10 protein-coding genes are annotated in these 18389 nt (G+C 35.5%); 6 read left to right on the top strand and 4 right to left on the bottom strand.

Annotated features, from left to right (window positions below; all coding sequences use genetic code 11):
- Positions 1-173 precede the first annotated feature (173 nt).
- From J4050_RS08310 to J4050_RS08290, 5 genes are all read left to right on the top strand, one after another.
- The gene (locus J4050_RS08310; protein WP_208154109.1) at positions 174-821 is read left to right on the top strand and encodes a hypothetical protein; all 648 of its coding nucleotides are present in this window, start codon (positions 174-176) and stop codon (positions 819-821) included.
- 104 nt (positions 822-925) lie between these two features.
- On the top strand, positions 926-1450 hold the full coding sequence (locus tag J4050_RS08305; protein ID WP_208154108.1) for a T9SS type A sorting domain-containing protein: 525 nt from the start codon (positions 926-928) through the stop codon (positions 1448-1450).
- A gap of 28 nt (positions 1451-1478) precedes the next feature.
- A complete protein-coding gene (locus tag J4050_RS08300) occupies positions 1479-3650 on the top strand; it encodes a hypothetical protein (protein WP_208154107.1) in 2172 nt (723 codons plus the stop codon).
- A gap of 24 nt (positions 3651-3674) precedes the next feature.
- Positions 3675-9323 (top strand): leucine-rich repeat domain-containing protein, encoded by a 5649-nt coding sequence (locus J4050_RS08295; RefSeq protein WP_208154106.1) that lies wholly within the window; start codon positions 3675-3677, stop codon positions 9321-9323.
- Entirely contained in the window at positions 9320-10024 is a 705-nt protein-coding gene (locus tag J4050_RS08290; RefSeq protein WP_208154105.1) for a hypothetical protein, read from the top strand. The genes J4050_RS08295 and J4050_RS08290 overlap by 4 nt, the downstream gene beginning before the upstream one ends.
- 11 nt (positions 10025-10035) lie before the next feature.
- Here the strand turns inward: J4050_RS08290 and J4050_RS08285 are convergent, their stop codons facing one another.
- The 4 genes from J4050_RS08285 to J4050_RS08270 all read right to left on the bottom strand — a co-directional run bounded on the left by J4050_RS08285 (position 10036) and on the right by J4050_RS08270 (position 16568).
- Positions 10036-10725, bottom strand: coding sequence for a hypothetical protein (locus tag J4050_RS08285; RefSeq protein ID WP_208154104.1), 690 nt, complete (start codon positions 10723-10725; stop codon positions 10036-10038).
- 80 nt (positions 10726-10805) lie between these two features.
- Positions 10806-11177, bottom strand: a complete 372-nt coding sequence (locus J4050_RS08280) for a VOC family protein (RefSeq protein ID WP_208154103.1) — start codon at positions 11175-11177, stop codon at positions 10806-10808.
- 71 nt (positions 11178-11248) lie between these two features.
- Positions 11249-14074 (bottom strand): M16 family metallopeptidase, encoded by a 2826-nt coding sequence (locus tag J4050_RS08275; RefSeq protein ID WP_208154102.1) that lies wholly within the window; start codon positions 14072-14074, stop codon positions 11249-11251.
- A 13-nt stretch (positions 14075-14087) separates the two neighbouring features.
- Entirely contained in the window at positions 14088-16568 is a 2481-nt protein-coding gene (locus J4050_RS08270; RefSeq protein ID WP_208154101.1) for a M14 family metallopeptidase, read from the bottom strand.
- Between the two features lie 145 nt (positions 16569-16713).
- On the opposite strand from J4050_RS08270, the gene bshC reads away from it, so the two are divergent.
- Positions 16714-18321 (top strand): bacillithiol biosynthesis cysteine-adding enzyme BshC, encoded by a 1608-nt coding sequence (gene bshC, locus J4050_RS08265; RefSeq protein ID WP_208154100.1) that lies wholly within the window; start codon positions 16714-16716, stop codon positions 18319-18321.
- The last annotated feature ends 68 nt before the right edge of the window (positions 18322-18389 follow it).

The raw sequence follows: 18389 nt of genomic DNA, 5'->3' as shown, positions 1-18389 counted from the left end.
TTGAAAATCAACACTATAAATAATAAAGAGTTAGTGTTTGTCCACCTATATTAAAGGTCAAAAAAATTTTAAAACAGACGTATGTTTGGTGGTGGACAAAGTGTGGACATGGCTTTTTTTCCTTTTCTACCTCGGTTTTGACGTCTACATTAGCTGTAACAAAACTGAATGCCATGATGTCTTTTCGTCCATTTTTATGGATTGTTGTATTAGTAACATTAACATGCCAAGGACAACAACTTTATATTGAATTAGGAACCAATGTGTCTTCTTTTGCTTATGAAAATTCTCAAGGTCGACCATTGGATAATTTACTATCAACATCCAAGGCCTATTATGGTATGGGCTATAGGCAAAGTATCAATGACCGGAGAACATTGTTTTTGACCTTGGGTGCTAGTTTCAATAATTATGGTGCTATAGGCAGCGAGGTTAGCGTAGATAATTTCTTTGAATGGGATGTGAGTTATCTCGGTTTGGAAGGCGGAATTGGTATTCAGATGTTTAGACTTCGAGATTTAACATTTATGTTCAATGCTTCAGTGGCCTCTGAATTTTTAATACGTGGTACACAAACCATAAACAACGAAGTGTTTAACCTTGTTGGGGAGCCAGAGTTCAATAACACCATTTTGTTTTTTCGTGGTGGTGTGGAAATGCAGTATCCGATATCAAGAAGTACAGCCTTGTTTGTGGGTTATACCTATGGGCAGTCTGTTTTGGCAAATAGTGGTGATAGTAACGAGAAGCTTAATCTAAATGCACACCAATTTGGTATCGGATTTATCATAAATCTTCCCAAATGTTACTGCGATTTTTAAGCTGGTACAACCATGTGGACAAAAGGTGGACATACTGTAACTCCCTAGGATTTAACATTAATATAGTCTTAACTTAGAATTTAAAAGGGATAAAAAAAATTAAAATGAAACACGAATTTTTAAAAATTGTATTGGGTTTATTGGTTCTCAATGGTTTTATAAGCAACAGCTTCGGACAAGAAGAATCAAATTATCGGATTGTAAGCTCCAATTTGGCCAGCAGCGGTTCTTCTCAAACTATAACTACACCATCTGGTACGTATAAAATTAGTCATAGTATAGGTCAAGCAAGTGTTATAGGGACTTATTTTAATAACGGTTATTATCTAAGGCAAGGCTATCAACAGCCATTATCCAAAATAGAAATTATCAAAGAATTAGATGTTGAACTTGTGGCCAAAATACATCCAAATCCCTTTCGCCATAAAGTTACCATAGCATTTAATACAGTAATACGAGATGAAATTTCTATTCTATTAATAGATATCAATGGAAGGGTCATCCGCAAACAAAAGGCCTTGCCTTCCCAAGAAATTGAACTGCAACTCACAGATCTTGCCATAGGAACTTATGTGCTTAGGGTAATGTCTGGAACAAAACGACTAGACGAAAAACTTATAAAAATTTAAAAAAATAACCTCTCAAAAATCAGCTATTATGAAACGAATTTTAATATTAACACTATTTCTAGGCATGGCCCTGAAATCCTTTGGCCAAACAGACGGTATTACCTACCAAGCGGTTATAATTGGTCCTGATGATTTAGAATTACCAGGTGTAGACAGTGAGGGTAACTATCTGCCCAATGCCACAATTGCCGTGCGCTTTACTATTTTTGATAGCACAAACCAAATAGAATTTCAAGAAGTTCAAGTAACAGATACGGACGAATTTGGGCGCATCAATCTGTTAATTGGAGATGCTGATCACGATTATTTTAAAGAAATAAGCTGGGATGGTACACCAAAAGACCTTAGGGTTGAAATTGACTTTGATGCTGGTAGTAATTTTGAGGTAATGAGTAGGGAACGACTCACTTTTTTGCCTTATGCCTATCATAGAAATATAACGGCGACAGGAACATTGACCGTTGACGACCGTACCTTCTTAAACGGTGAATTACAAGTAGAAGGCCCAACCAATTTAAATAGTTCTTTAGACGTCAATAACGGTAATGCAACCAATCTTACGGGAACATTAACCGTAGATGGCGAAACAAACCTTAATGAAGCATTCACTGTAAATAATGGTAGTCCATCCGAATTAACAGGTGATTTAGGAGTGAATGGTAATACGGCTTTAGATGGCACTTTAGATGTAATTGGTTTAACCACTTTAAACGATTTAACAGTAAATGGTGAGGCTAGCTTTGGAGACTTAACCGCTGATAATTTGGTGGTTAATCAAAGTACGACTTTAAATGGTGTAACTCGTATTGATGGCATGGGAAATCAAATTAGATTGACTTCCAATTTACCGAATACAGGGACCGAAATGTCAAATCATCCAGTGCTTATAGACGGCGGTAATAATGGTCTGGCCATAAAGGTTAATGGAAGTCGTAACAATAGTACCAACTTTATCACTTTTTACGATGATGAAAATGATAGCTCAAATATTTCATGGGGAAGAATAGAAGGAGAAAAAGAAAATGAGTTTGAAAATAATGCAGACCATAATTTCAATGTAAGAGGTTTGGATTGGGCTATTTATGATGCAGGTTTAAGTGGTTTGTTTGCAGGAGCTGACGTATATGCAGCTGTAACCGGTACAGCCATGGCATTTTCCTCATCAACAGGCTGTGCAGGCATAGGCGCTTGCGTTACTGCGCCAATTCCATCGATGATATTTAAATATACTACGGAATCTGTAGTGGTAACTATTCAGGCAATTACAACAGGTGTTGCAATCTTTAATGCCATCGATAATAAAAACCTATTTCTAGACAATAGGGTAAGCTTACAAGGCGTAACCTATGCCTCTGGAGCTGGTGACTATGCGGAATATTTGTTGCGGGAAAATATAAATGAAGAAATGATTTTTGGAGATATTGTTGGAGTAAAAGGCGGAAAAATATCAAAGAATACAGAGAATGCTGAGCGTGCAATGGTAGTGTCTCGTAAACCTATAGTATTAGGTAATATGCCGCAAAAAAACCGAGAGAAGGAGTATGAAAAGGTTGCCTTTATGGGACAAGTGCCAGTTAAAGTGTATGGGAAGGTCAATAAGGGTGATTACATTATACCAAGTGGAAGAAATGATGGCATTGGACTTGCAGTGTCACCAGAAAAAATCACATTAAAAGACATAAATAATATCGTGGGTGTTGCTTGGGAAGAGAATAATGAAGCCTCAGCTTTTAATTTAATCAATGTTGTTGTTGGCACAAATACAAACGACAATAACCACATTGTTGAAAGGCTTGAAGCAAAAATCACTACGCAACAATTGGAGATTGATGCCCTCAAAAATAAAATGAATGAAATATTAGATGCATTGGCTAAAGGAGAAACTCAGAGATTGACACAGTTAGATCAATCCCAAACTACCGTTTCAGGTACTGCGCACAACCAAAGGAAATATGAAATTGTTGAGTTGGAGGAAACAGATGTTATTTATTTTGAAATAACAAAAACAGATATCGAAAAGGCCATAGTTGCGGCAGAGGAGTCTATGAAAGAGTCAGGATTATACGACGCTAATAAAGAGGTTTGGGAAAAATTACAAACTGACGGTGGTTTTAGACAAGATTTTATCACTGAACTACACGGTAAGCTCCAAAAACAGTTGCATTATCACAAAGAAATAGATCAAAGTTCTAAACACTAAAAAAAGAAACAAAACCAATCTATTGTGAAAACTAAAGTTCTTATTTCGTTACTAACAGCTATGTCCTTTGCTATTTTGGCAAAAGCACAAACCACTGCAATACCAGACGCCAATTTTGAGGATTATCTTGAAACCCACTCTGAAGATGGAAGCATTGTTAATGTAGGCGATGCCGAAAGTATGGGTGATGGTATTACCAACAATGGTTTGGTGTTGACCGAAAGGATTAATGCTGTGGTATTATTAGATGTTTCAAACTTGGGTATCGATGACCTCACCGGAATTGAGGATTTTACAGCTTTGGAAATATTGTTTTGTAGCGAGAATAATCTTACTGTGCTCAATATTTCAAACAATACCAACCTAATTTCATTAGTGTGTGGATCTAATAGCCTAACAGTATTAGATATTAGCAACAATTCAAATTTAGAGACCTTGGATTGTTCTAATAATCAAATTCAAAATTTGGATGTAATCAATAATACAGCTTTACGCAGTATATCGGCTTCAGACAATCAATTAGCACAAATTGATTTATCAAATAATACAGAATTAAGGCAATTGAATATTTCCGATAATAGAATTGTTGGAGAATTGGTAGTTGTAAATAATGCAAATTTAAAAGGTTTGTTTTGTTCTTCAAATCAGATTGATACATTAGACCTTAATGCCAATTCCTTAATCAATAATTTGGATGTCTCCAATAATATTTTAACTAATTTAGATTTAACTTCAATTAATTCCATAATATGTCCAGATCCGCAAACTGATCCAGAGACTGACTGTCAGAGTGCTTCTCAAATTAATGTTTCTCGTAATAATTTAGTGTCTTTAAATGTAAACAATGGATTTAATGATTTGGTATCACTATTCGATGCCTCCGATAATCCAGATTTATTTTGTATTCAAATCGATAACGGCTTTACACCCGAAGGTTGGGTCAAGGACGATTGGACATATTTTAGCGATGCCGCTTGCGTAGATATTTTCACCTATGTACCAGATGACAATTTTGAACAAGCGCTAATAGATGCTGGTTTGGATGATACATTGGATAACTTAGTTTTAACAGAGAATATTAATGTTATAACTGATTTAGATATTGCAAATTCCAATATTACAAGCCTTTTAGGAATTCAAGATTTTATACAATTACAGAACCTAAACTGTAGCACCAACAGTATAGAGAATGTCGATCTTTCTAATAATGTTCAATTAGTGCAGTTAGATATTACCAATAACGACCTTGAAAATTTAGACCTATCCTCAAATACACAATTACTCGAACTGTATTGTGGGAATAATTTTATTGAAAGTTTAAACCTTACTAATAATATAGCTTTAACTATTCTTAATTGTTCTAACAACATACTATCTAGTTTAGATGTAAGTGGCAATACACTGTTGGCTGATTTAGATGCATCATTCAATCAAATTGAACAATTAGATGTTTCTGCATTAACTAGCATGGTGAGTTTTTTAGCTAATGATAATAATTTGTTTGCCATAAACATGGCTAATGGAAATAATACAATTATTACCACCTTCGATGCTACAAATAATAATAGTCTGTTTTGTATAGAAGTAGATGATGCGGCTTATGCAAATGGCGCTGCGGGTTGGCAAAAAGATGCCATGGCTGACTATAATCTAAATTGTGGCACCTATATTCCAGATGATAATTTTGAGCAATATTTAATTGATCAAAATATAGATTCTGATGGCACACTCAATAATTTTGTGTCTACTGCAGATATCGTCGGAATAGACATCCTAAATATCCCAAATCTTGCAATAGCTGATTTAACAGGTATAGAAGATTTTACCGCCTTAGAAGATTTAAATGTCTCTAACAATGCGCTTACGAGTTTAAACCTTAGTTCTAACGTCTCGCTTCAAACCTTAAATTGCTCAAGTAATAATATTGAACAACTCGACCTTACTGCTAACGCTGCCTTAATTTCACTAACATGCAACACTAGTAATCTATCGCGTTTAAATATTGCCAGTGGTAACAACAATAATTTGGCCGATTTTAATGCTCAGAATAATCCAACACTGTTTTGTATTACAGTTGATAATGCTGTTTTGGGTAATATACCGGCAACATGGCAAATAGACGGAATTGCTGATTATAATGATGACTGCGAAAATAACAGGTTTACTGCCATACCAGACCCGTTTTTTGAGCAAGCACTCATTGACTTAGGGCATGATGATGTTATTGATGGACTTGTTTTAACTTCAGCTATTGAAACGCTCCAAATCCTTGAGGTTGGTAATAAAAGCATTCAGGATTTAACAGGTATCCAAGATTTTAGGCTTTTAGTAGAATTAGATTGCAGCAGTAATTTTTTAGAAGCTTTGGATATAAGTAATATGTTGTTTTTGGAGCGGCTTAATTGTAGCTCAAATTTTCTTCAAACTAACGATATCAATGGAGTTGATGGCGTTTTTAATTCAGTCGGAACTCCTAGTCTTAGAGAATTATTTTGCGCTGATAACAACTTGAATGACCTCGATACTTCTCAAAATCTTAATTTAGAAATACTAGATTGCGCTAACAATAATTTAGCACAACTCCAAATAGATAACAATGCACTTCTTCGACGTTTAAATTGCTCAAATAATGATTTAGACGCTCTAGATATCAGTAATAATTTGGTTTTAAAAGAACTCAATGCAGACAGCAATCGATTAACAGCCCTTACCACAGCTACTATACCAAATACCAGCTTAACTGAATTGAGTTGTGCCAATAATGAATTGTCTACTATTTTGGTTAATAATTATCAAGGTCTTGAGACACTTAATTGTAGCTCAAATGAATTAACTGCACTTAATGTATCAGCAAATCCTGGGTTAACCTTTTTATCTCTAACGAACAATCAAATTACTAATATTGATTTGTCTGCCAATTTAGATTTAGATACAGCCTTATTGTCACAGAATGAGCTATCCACTTTAGATGTGACTTCTAATACTGTTCTAAATCATCTCAATTGCAGTTTTAATGCTATATCTGCACTAGAACTTAATACAAATACGGTTTTAACGCGTTTATATGCGTCCTCCAATCAACTAAACGAAGCGGATTTAAGTGCCAACGCCAGTCTTATAGATTTGGATGTGAGTTCAAATCAAATAACGCAATTCACCTTATCAAACGATCTCAGTGTATTGAAGGTGTTAAATGTTAGTAATAATCAGATTGAAGGTCCGTTAGACCTTACAACCATGGCATTGTCTGCTTGTACTTTTCAGCCTGGCCAGAACGAATTTTGCCCAGAGACGATATCCATAAACTTGTCGAACAACCTATTTGATTTTGTAAATCTCCAAAATGGTATTAACCCTGATATTGCAAGTTTAAATACTACAGGTAATCCAAATTTAGAATGTATTCAGGTTGATGACGAAAATAGTATTGGAGCTGGTTGGTTAAAGGACGAGGATACATCTTACAGCGTAGATTGTAATTTTGGTGAAACCTTTGTGCCTGATGATAATTTTGAACAAGCCCTTATAGATTTAGGATTAGATACTGCGCCATTAAATGATTTTGTACTTACCTCAAATATTCAAGGCTTAACTAATCTAGATATTAGTGGTAATGGTATTGCTGACTTAGCAGGTATAGAGGATTTTGAGAATTTAGAAACTCTCAATGTTTCTAACAACAATCTTATCGACGTTGATTTAAGTAATAATATAGCTTTGCTCAACTTAAATATTTCAGGGAATCAGTTAACCGAATTACAGCTAGAAAATAATACACAAATTACTGCCTTAAACACCTCAGGAAACGCTCTCAGTGCTTTAGACTTGTCTCAAAACCAAAATCTTTTAGACCTAAATATTGCAGACAATGCATTTACTGCATTTATCCCTGCAGATGTTTTGTCTTTAGAAGTGTTTGCTTGTGAAAACAATGAGATTACAGAGTTAAATTTTCAAGAAAATCAAGCTATTATAAGTATTGATTGTAGCTTTAATATGTTAGAAATTTTGAATATCAGAAATGGGCAGAATGCTATTCTAGCAAATCTAAATGCTCAAAACAACCCCAATTTATTATGCATAGAATCGGATAATGGCACAGTACCAAATGGTTCAAATTGGCTTATCGATTCAACGGCACAATTGTCAACAGAATGTTTCTTTGGCCAAACGTTTGTGCCCGATGATAATTTTGAACAGGCCTTAATTGATTTGGGCTATGACTCTGGCCCTTTAGACGACTACGTATTTACGGGACAAATTGAAGATTTGGTATTTTTAGATGTCAGCGGACGTGAGATTTCAGACTTAACAGGTATTGAGGCGTTTTTGAACCTTACCACACTTAATATTCAAAACAATGCTTTATCAACCTTAGATTTAAGTAACAATTTGTTACTCAATAACCTTAACGCCTCGGAGAATATGCTTACGAATATTGATGTGTCTATTCTCACAGAATTAACAGACTTAGATTTAGGCAGTAATCAAATCTCTCAGATTAATCTTAATAATAATTTCAATCTTATCGATGTAGATATCTCAAATAATGCATTGACGCAATTAAATGTTGATGCTCTTATTAATTTAGAAGAGCTAATATGTGCTTCTAACCAATTATCAGCCTTAGATGTAACACAGAACACTAGTCTTAGATTATTGTTCTGTCAGTCTAATCAACTAATTGCCGATCAATTGAACCTTCAGAACGGAAACAATGAAAATTTACAACTTTTCAATGCCACTAATAATCCAAGCTTAAGTTGCATTTTAGTTGATGATCCTGTTGCTGTAATTAATAATGTTGATGGTTTTTACGATAATTGGTTTAAAGATGAAACATCAAGCTACCAGACCATATGTGCCGATGCAGATAATGATGGCATCCCTAATGAAGACGACCAATGTCCGAATACACCATTTGGTGCAGCAGTAGACTTATTTGGATGTGCAATTCCTGATTTACCTTCAGATAATTTTACGGTTTCGGTAACCAGTGAAACCTGTCTAAATAGCAATAACGGCCAAATTACTATAATTGGACAAGAGCTTTATGCCTACACGGCAACTTTAATAAGTGACGATTTCTATCAGGAATATAATTTCACAAATGACATTGATATATTCAATCTATTGGCTGGTACCTATAGTTTATGTATTACTATAGAGGAATGGCCAGACTATGAAATTTGCTATACCATTGTAATTACTCAACCAGAGCCATTGGAGGTTTTTTCGAATAGGATGGCTTCTGGAGATGAAATTTCCCTAGCCCTATCAGGTAGTTCTAAATATCATATAGAACTAAATGGCGAAACCTTTACCACATACAACCCTGCATTAGTTCTTCAACTACAAAACGGAATTAATGATTTAAAGGTAAAAACAGATTTGGATTGCCAAGGAATCTATGAAGAAAGAATTCTTGTGTCTCAAGACGCATTGTTTTATCCTAATCCGGTTAAGGACATACTTACTATTTATTACCCTGCTGAAGATGAAGATATACAACTCTATATCTATTCTCCATATGGTCAATTACTCCGGTCAAAAACAATAAAAAACATAGGCTCCGAAGTATATTTTGATATGAGCCCTTACGCATCAGGAATTTACGTAATATCCGTTCAATCTAAATCCATGATATCAACCCAAAAAATTATTAAGGAATGAGACGATTAGGTACTTTAATTATAATAATTTCTTTGCTTTTTGCTTGTAGTAAATCTTCTGATGGTGATGAGAATCAGAACGGTAATGGGAATGGACAAGACGCACCCAACGGTGTACAACTAGTGTTTCCATTTGAAAATTCATTGTGTAATGAGGGAATAAATTTAACACCAACAGAAAGTACTGTATTATTTGAATGGGAACCAAATACCAATGCAGATGTTTATACGCTCACGGTAGAAAATCTAGCAACTAACTCCATTTCGCAATTTGATACTGTAGATTTTATTTTTCCTGTCGTTATAAATCGTGCCGCACCATACCGATGGTCTGTAGAATATAACCACCAAGGAGAGACAAAACAAAGCGCCCTATGGAATTTTTATAATGCTGGTCTAGGTATTCAAAATTACACGCCTTTTCCGGCAGAAATTGTATCTCCCGCAATGGCACAAACAATTCCATCTACCAATAGTCTAACCTTAGAATGGAATGGGAGTGATCTTGATGACGATATTGTAAATTACGATGTGTATTTAGGGATAGAGAATCCACCTAGTGTTAATGCAACAGATGTTAATGTTAATCAACTCACGGTTTCTGTAACTCCAGGAACTATTTATTATTGGTACGTGGTAACGAAGGATGCTGCAGGAAATTCTTCAGAATCTGGTGTCTATCAGTTTAGCATATCGAATTAGGCGGAAAGGGATTACTTTAATTTAAAATCAATGAGATGGCCTCTAACTTCAAAAGGATGAAAGCGCGAAAACAACTCTTCGGAGTACCATCCTAGTTCTCGTGTTTTTTTTACCATTTCCGCATGCTTTTGATTTTTATAGGCATATGCCATCATATCCTCCCCAGTTTCCCAAAATGAAAATGTAGCTTGCATAAAAATAGGCCACTCGCCAATACCTTTGGAGAAAATCAACCCTTTGTGGCCATCCATAGATTTTGATACGGACGGCACATGCCACCAAAATTTATGTGCAAGTTTAGGTTTAATTGTAGCTCTTGTAATAACGGCAAGTGGTTTTGACGGGTCGTGGCCCACTGACGACACAAAAGGTTCTTGCTTACTCCATTGACCGTGGGCTTTTATAGAGTGCATTAAAACGTGAGAATGCTTTATGGAAGGCGCTTCATATTCCTTAAGTGATTTGTTTTTAAGAAATTTTTTGGCATTGTCCTCGGAGTCAAATACAGTAAGTAGCCCAAACGTTGAAAAGTCTGGCCAAATAGAAAAACCATTACCACTGCCAGTACCAAAGGGTTTCCAAAAGCTTAATCCTTGGAAGTTTTGATTGCGTAACGGTGGACGTCCCATACGGCCAAGCGCATGCCATTTTGGTTTAAATCCTTTATATTGGAATAATGAAAGAATAGTGGTTTGAGACACGTTTATCCAACAATTTTTAACGAAGATACGCGCAATATTCTGGATATTTCTTGATCTTATGTTAAGACAAATAGAATAGCCTAGACATGCTGATCCACCAAAATGGCATTACCATCGGGATCTAAAATAACAAAGCTGGCCGGACCCGTAGTAGTTTCATCCGCTTTTTGAACAAATGTTATCCCTTTAGAATTTAAATCCTTCTGGATATCTCGGACATCATCAAAATGCTCTAGAGTATGAGTATTTTCGTCCCAGCCTGGATTAAAAGTAAGAATATTGTTTTCAAACATACCCTGAAATAGGCCAATTAAAGTGGACTCATTTTTCATAATAATGTAGTTTTTGTCCATTGCTCCTCCAAAAACTTCGAATCCTAACTTCTCATAGAAGGCTTTAGATGTACTCAAATCCTTAACTGCTAGACTTATTGAAAATGCACCTAGTTTCATTTTGAATTGTTTTTTATTAGTACTCTAAAGATAATCAATTCTTGAGAAGCTGATACCAACGAAATTAGCGATTACTCATTGAGTAAAATTGGCTTGCCAAATCCAAGAGCTTCTAGTTTATCAAACTGGGTCTTAGCATCTCCTACGACTAAATATATCATTTGGTTCGGGGTGATATACTTATTTATAAGTGATTTAATTTCATCCAATGTCATATCATTCACCTTGTTTTGTCTTTTAATCGCATAATCATCAGAAAAACCATAATTACTAATATCACTAAGCATGTTGAGTTTTGCATTTAATGTCTCAAAGGATCTAGCTTGGCTTTTTATTGTAAATCCTTTTGTGACCTCTAGGTCGCTGGCACTAAAATTTTCGCCATAGTTCTCTAGAATGGAAATAATCAATTGCGTAGATTCTAGAGTTACATTTGATCTAACGCCACTACTTATAGAGAATGTCCCTGTATAATTATTACCGCTAAATCTAGAGCCTATGCCATAAGTATAACCTTTGGTTTCTCTCAACTCTTGAGTAAGTTGAGAGGCAAACCCGCCACCACCTAAGCGATAATTCATCACTGTAGAAACGTAGTAATCATCATCGGTTGCCTTAAGGGCTGAACGGCCAATTCTAAGTACGGATTGCTTAGCTCCTGGAACATCATAAAAGTATATTTTAGAAGCATCTATTGAATTGGCAATTGGCAGCTCCGGTATTTCAACAAACTTAGATTGCCAGTTGGTATTAATTTCTTGTAGGGCTTTTGCTACCTCCTCCGAAGAAATGTCACCAACAATATGGAGTTTAGCATTTTGCGGTGTAAGGTTAGAACTGTAGTACTCTTGTAAATCTGCTATAGAAATACTTTTTACGGAGATTTCTGTACCGTTGTTATTGTATGACAACACATTATTATCACCATAAAGAAGCTTTGCAAATTCATTAGAAGCAATACTGTTAGGGTTTGCCTTTTGTCGTTGTATACCATTTAAAGTACTTTGTTTTAAAAGTTCAAATTCTTCCATATCCCAGCGCGGATATAGCAAAATCTCAGTGAGCAGCTCCATTGTAGCATCGTAGTGCTTAGAAAGCGTAGTCCCAGAAATTGTAATATTAGTGTCTGTAGCATAAGCATTTATTGTAGCCCCTATACTTTCTATCGCTATTTCTAATTCTTCAGCGGTTTTATTGGCTGTACCTTTTGTCATTAAAGCGGCCAAAAGATTAGAAACACCGATTTTGTCTTTTTGTTCTAAAAGCAATCCACCTTCTAATTGCAGTTGAAATTGAACTAAGGGCACTTCAGAATATTCAATGCCATAAACCTTTAATCCAGATTCTAATTCTTCTTTCCAAACTTCAGGAATTTTTAATTCAGGTCGCTCTCCATACGGTGGCTCAATACTTCTGTCAAAGCTGCTAGGTGTTTTTTCGTAGTTAGCCATAAGTTTAGGGTCGAAGGATTCTTCAGCACCATCTACAATTTGTTCTTCAACAACATTGGCAAGTTGAGAGTTACGTAACACCAAATCACTTTGGTTTTTAGGCACAAAACTTGTTGCTACGAAAGGACGGTCTTTTAGATATGTATTATATACACGTTTAACATCTGCAGGAGTTATTGCCAAAATACGCTTAATATCTTCATTGATGTAGTTGGCATCGCCCGCAAATATTTGGTATTGGGCTAGTTGAAACCCTTTCCCCAGTACACTTGATAAACCTCTATAGAAATTGGTTTCTTGTTTAGCTTTAATGCGGTCTAAATCTTTTTCTGAAATACCATTATTCTCAAAATCCTTAAACCCATCTTGGATAGCTTTGGCTACAGTATTAAGGTCTATTTGGTTAAATGCTGTAACGGAAAGCATTATTTGTCCGGCTATTTCTGAGTTATTTTGTCTAAATCGCACATTGTCGGTAAGCTTTTCAGAATCGATTAATACTTTATGTAATGGTGCATTTTTTCCATTTGACAAATAATCCAATAATACACTAAGTGCATAGGAATCTTCATGGTATTGTGGCACTCCAGGCCATGCCATTGTAAGTCTAGGCAGTCTTGCGAAATTGTCTTCGTAGTATAAGCGCTTAGAGTCTTTTAGATTGACGGGTTGTTTCTTGATTTCTGGAATATCCTCACCTCGTGGAATTTCATCAAAGTATTTTTTTACCCAATCCTTTGTTTGCTCTACATCTATATCTCCAGCAATTGTAAGAATAACGTTATTAGGAACGTACCAACGCTTGTAGAATTCCTTAACATCGAGGAGCGTAGCATTTTGTAAATCTTCTAAGGAGCCTATAACTTCCCAACTATAGGGATGCCCTTTAGGATATAGATTACTGTTGATTACAGCCGAATTATGGCCATAAGGCTGGTTGTCTACACGCTGGCGTTTTTCATTTTTGACTACTTGTTTTTCTTTAGCTAATACTGGCTCAGTCACTGTATTAATAAAAAAACCTAGTTTATCGGCTTCTGCCCAAATCATTTTTTCTAAAGCATCCTTGGGAACGGTTTGGAAATAATTAGTGCGGTCTCTACTTGTAGAGCCATTTGCACCAGAGCCACCAATTCTCGCACTCATTTTATCTAAACCTCCCTTTCCTAAATTTTCAGATTCTAAAAACAACAAATGTTCAAAGAGATGTGCAAAGCCAGTTCTGCCTTCTTTTTCGCGCGCTGAACCTACGTGAGCTGTTAAAGCTACAGCTGCAACTGGGTCTGATCGGTCAACATGGAGAATAACGGTTAATCCATTATCTAAAGTGAATTTTTCAAAATCTACATTGAGTTCACTTTTGGATGTATTTATTTTCTCGCCTTCACAACCGAAAATAAAAACTAAACAAAATAGAATTAATATGGTACTTGTAATTTGTTTCATTATAAAATTTGTTTTAAAGCTCAAAGGCGTTATTATTTACGAAGAAAATAGAATTGACCAGAAATAACTTTCCATTCTCCCAGAAACTTCTAAAGAGAATATTGTCAACCATATAAATAAAACTTCCACTCCCCATACGTTCTTCACCAAAAATCATTGAATTTTCTAGTTTGCTTAAGGTAGCTTTACCCGCAAATCCAGAATATACGTTTGGTGCTGCGATATACCCAACATTGTATCCACTACTCAATAGGTCATAGCTAGTGGTTCCCAATTTTAAGGTGAAATAGTCCGACGGATAACCGTAAGCCATAGGGTGTGTATTGTCCACTTTGGTTTTAAATATAGCACCAGTTATCATATCGTTAGTTGAGGCACGTTCTCTATCTGCAAACGCCATTAGGTTAGTAGACCCTTCTTTTGTTTCTGATTTTTTTTCGGTTAAGCCAAAACCTTCTTTACCTGCAAAACTTCGTAAGGCATTACCGATTGCAATTATTTTTCCACCTTGCCTTACCCAATCTTTGATTTTACTGAGACCGTTTTTGTTAATTACAGAACCGTAATACCCATTTGGTATAATCAACACGTTGTAGTTATCTAGATTTGTACGGTTTAGGTTATCCGTATTAATCGAAGTCAATGGATACCGTAATTGCTTTTCAAAAAAGTGCCAAAGCTCACCATAACTCAAAGACGAAGTACCATTGCCTGAAAGGATAGCAACTTTCTGTCTATTGATTAACTTAATGTCTGGCGACCCTATATCTGGAGCTTTATCCGAAAAACCAGTCGCTATTGAAAATACTTCTTGCTCATGATTTTGAATAATAGTTTTTAAATCTGATAAGAAGTTGTCTAAATGCGTATTGTCTCCTTTAGTAATTATTAATGACCCACGGTCAAAACTAACACCATTTGAGGTAAATGGTTTTTCCGTGAAACGGACTCTAAAATCGTTTTGGAGTAATTCTGCTAAAAATTTACCATCATTAAGAGTATCCCAATGAAAAGCATAGCCATATGCCTCAGAAATGGTTGGTAGGGTTTTAATAGCTGATAATTCTGAACTTGAAACTTTAGATTTACTGGCTACAGCCTCCAATCCATAAGCATAAGGAATACTCCATGCGGTGATATCGTAGGTTAACGAATCTGAAAGTTTAGCATTAGGCTCAAATAGTGCTTTTACCATTTTACCCTTAGGTTGATTGGTATGTATAACAAGGTCTTTTTCTGTAACCTGTAAACTACCTTGTTTAGCATTGCCGTAGTCGTATCCTGAAACCTTACCTCTATTAGGATTCTCATACCCTATGTCGTGTTTGTCTAATAAGCGCTTTACGGCATTGATTTTATCACTATTTCCACTAAGTACAAAACTCTTATACTCTAAATCAGAATTATCAAAAAACTTAGAGAACTCAAAATTCAGTTTTTTCGCTTCTTTTGAGGCCATTTCAACTGTAGAAATTCCAGTTGTTGTATGGTGCAATAGTCGGTCCTTAAGCGTAAGAAGCGTTCCTTCGTCGTTAATAATTCCAAGACCAGCCCTGCCATGTCCAGCCTGTTCATAGGTCATACCAATAGCTCCCATAAAAGTAGGGTAGGTGTCACCGTAGCTTGGATACAGTAAGTCAAAGCGTTCTCTCGTAAAGAATAACCATCCATTTTCATCAAAATATTTGGCATGGTTTTTACCTAATTGAGTTTGAAAGTCACGTTGAAAATCTGAAATAATCTCGTGGAAAGGTTCTGCTGCAGGAGCAAAATAATACGGTTCATTAATTCCTTGCTCATGAAAATCTACATGGATATGAGGCATCCAAGTGTTATATACTTTTAGTCGTGATTGCGTTTCAATTTGGGTTGCCCAAGCCCAATCCCTATTGAGGTCAAACAAGTAGTGATTAGGTCTTCCACCTGGCCAAGGCTCGTTATGTTCGCTAGCTTGAGGGTCAATATCGTTTGGCTGACTAGAAGTTTCGTTATACCAATTGACATAGCGATCTCTACCATCTGGGTTAATACAAGGGTCTATAATTACAACCGTATTTTTTAAAAGGTCTTGTTGCTCGGTTAAAAGGTTATATAAGGTAAGCATAGAGGCTTCTGTGCTAGAGGCTTCATTTCCATGAACGTTGTAACTTAACCAAACCACGGCAATTTCCGGGTTAGAGGATTCACCTTTTAAAATTCCAGCATTTTTTAGATGATTACGCCTAATGTTATCTAGGTTGGCAATATTTTCTTCGCTAGAAATAAAAGCCAGATAAAGTGGTCGTCTTTCATTCGTTAGGCCGTACTGTTCTAGAACTACCTGTTTAGGTCTAATTTTTGAAACGGTCTTAAAATAGTCTACTACTTGATGATGCCTGCTGAAATGCTCACCTAATTCATAGCCTAAAACATCGGTAGGGGTTGGTATTATTTGAGCACAGATGATGCTTTGTAGTCCGAGACTTAAAACCAATAGAAGAAAAATTTGTCGCATTGAAAAAGAGTTAGTTGATTGTACCAAGACGTATAGTCCATGCGAATTAACTAAAAATTAGCAGTTAAAAAAATGATGTACCTTATATTTATGCCTTTGTTAACATCTATGAAAACCTTGTCAAAGGTTGATTCTGCAACAATTAATGAGTAAAAACCTAACCACCGATTTTATTCCCTATAAGGAAACGGGATATTTTTCTGATTTTATTTGCCGTTATGTTGCTGAAGATTCAGAATTAAAAAGGCTTTATAACAGGTTTCCATGTTTAGAAAATTTCGAGCATCAAATCCTTGAAAAGGAAAAGGCGTATAACCATAGTTCGAGAGCCATACTTTCAGAGATCATTTCTGATCAATATGAAGGACTTCAACTCTCAAAATTGACCTTAAATAATATCAGCGCCTTAAAAAATAGCAAAACCTTTACTATCACTACAGGGCACCAATTGAATCTTTTTACAGGGCCTTTATACTTTTTGTACAAAATAGTATCAACCATTAATCTTGCCAGGCAATTAAAACAAACTTATCCGAGTTATAATTTTGTTCCGATATATTGGATGGCCTCTGAAGATCACGATTTTGAGGAAATCAATTATTTTAACTTTAAAGGCAAAAAGATACAGTGGAATTCTAATCAGTCTGGAGCCGTTGGCCCTTTTAGTACAAGTGGTCTAGAAGATGTTTTAGAAATTGTTTCTGCCGAATTTGGTCCAGGTAAAAACGCAGAACAATTGAAGACTTGGTTTAAAGAAGCCTATCTCAAACATGAAACTCTAGCTGATGCCACACGATATCTTGCTAATGCTTTATTTGGAGAACACGGTTTGGTAGTCATTGATGCAAATGCCAAAGAACTAAAACAATTGTTACTACCGCAACTAGAAAAAGAACTGTTCGATCAAATTGCATTTAATAAAGTCTCAGAAACCAATAGCCATTTAGAGCAGTTGGGTTTAAAAATTCAGGTAAATCCTAGGGAGATTAATTTGTTTTATCTTACCGAAGGTTTACGTGGACGTATTATTTTTAATGATGGTCGGTTTTCTGTCGCAGATTCAGAAATATCTTGGAATAAAGTGGAGCTTAAACAAGAGCTTTACGAGCATCCAGAACGTTTCTCACCTAATGTTATTATAAGGCCATTATATCAAGAAGTACTATTGCCTAACCTTTGTTACATTGGTGGTGGTGGCGAAATGATTTATTGGCTGCAATTAAAGTCTAGCTTTGAAGCCCAAAAGGTGACGTTTCCTATCCTTTTACTCAGAAATTCAGCTTTAATAAAATCTAAAAAACAAGCTGTCAAGCTGGAAAAATTAGATATATCTAATGCCGACTTATTTTTAAAACGAAATACATTTATCAATAAGCACGTTAGAAAAATCTCCAATATTGATATTGATTTTTCTGAGCAAATAAGTCATCTAGAAAAACAATTCCAGAACTTACACCGATTGGCCGAACAAACGGATAAATCATTTCTTGGAGCTGTAAAAGCTCAAGAAGTTAAGCAAATTAAGGGGCTAAAGCATTTGGAGAAACGACTTTTAAAGGCTCAAAAAAGAAAATTAAAAGACCAAATAGAGCGCTCTACTGGCCTACAAGAGCAGTTGTTTCCTAATGAAAGTTTACAAGAGCGTAACTCTAACTTTTCTGAATTGTATTTAGAGTATGGCGAGGATCTCATTCCTAGTCTGTTAGACAATCTAGAGCCTTTAAAACCAGAATTCTCAATTTTACAATTTTAAAAAATAGCTATTTGTAGTTTTTTCAATAGCTAAGTTTAATTGTTGTTTTCTGTTAAAAACTATTTAAA

It is taken from the genome of Winogradskyella pelagia (genome assembly GCF_017581965.1).
Classification (GTDB): domain Bacteria; phylum Bacteroidota; class Bacteroidia; order Flavobacteriales; family Flavobacteriaceae; genus Winogradskyella; species Winogradskyella pelagia.
Note: the sequence above shows the minus strand (reverse complement) of the source record. Positions and strands in the feature narration are given on the sequence as shown.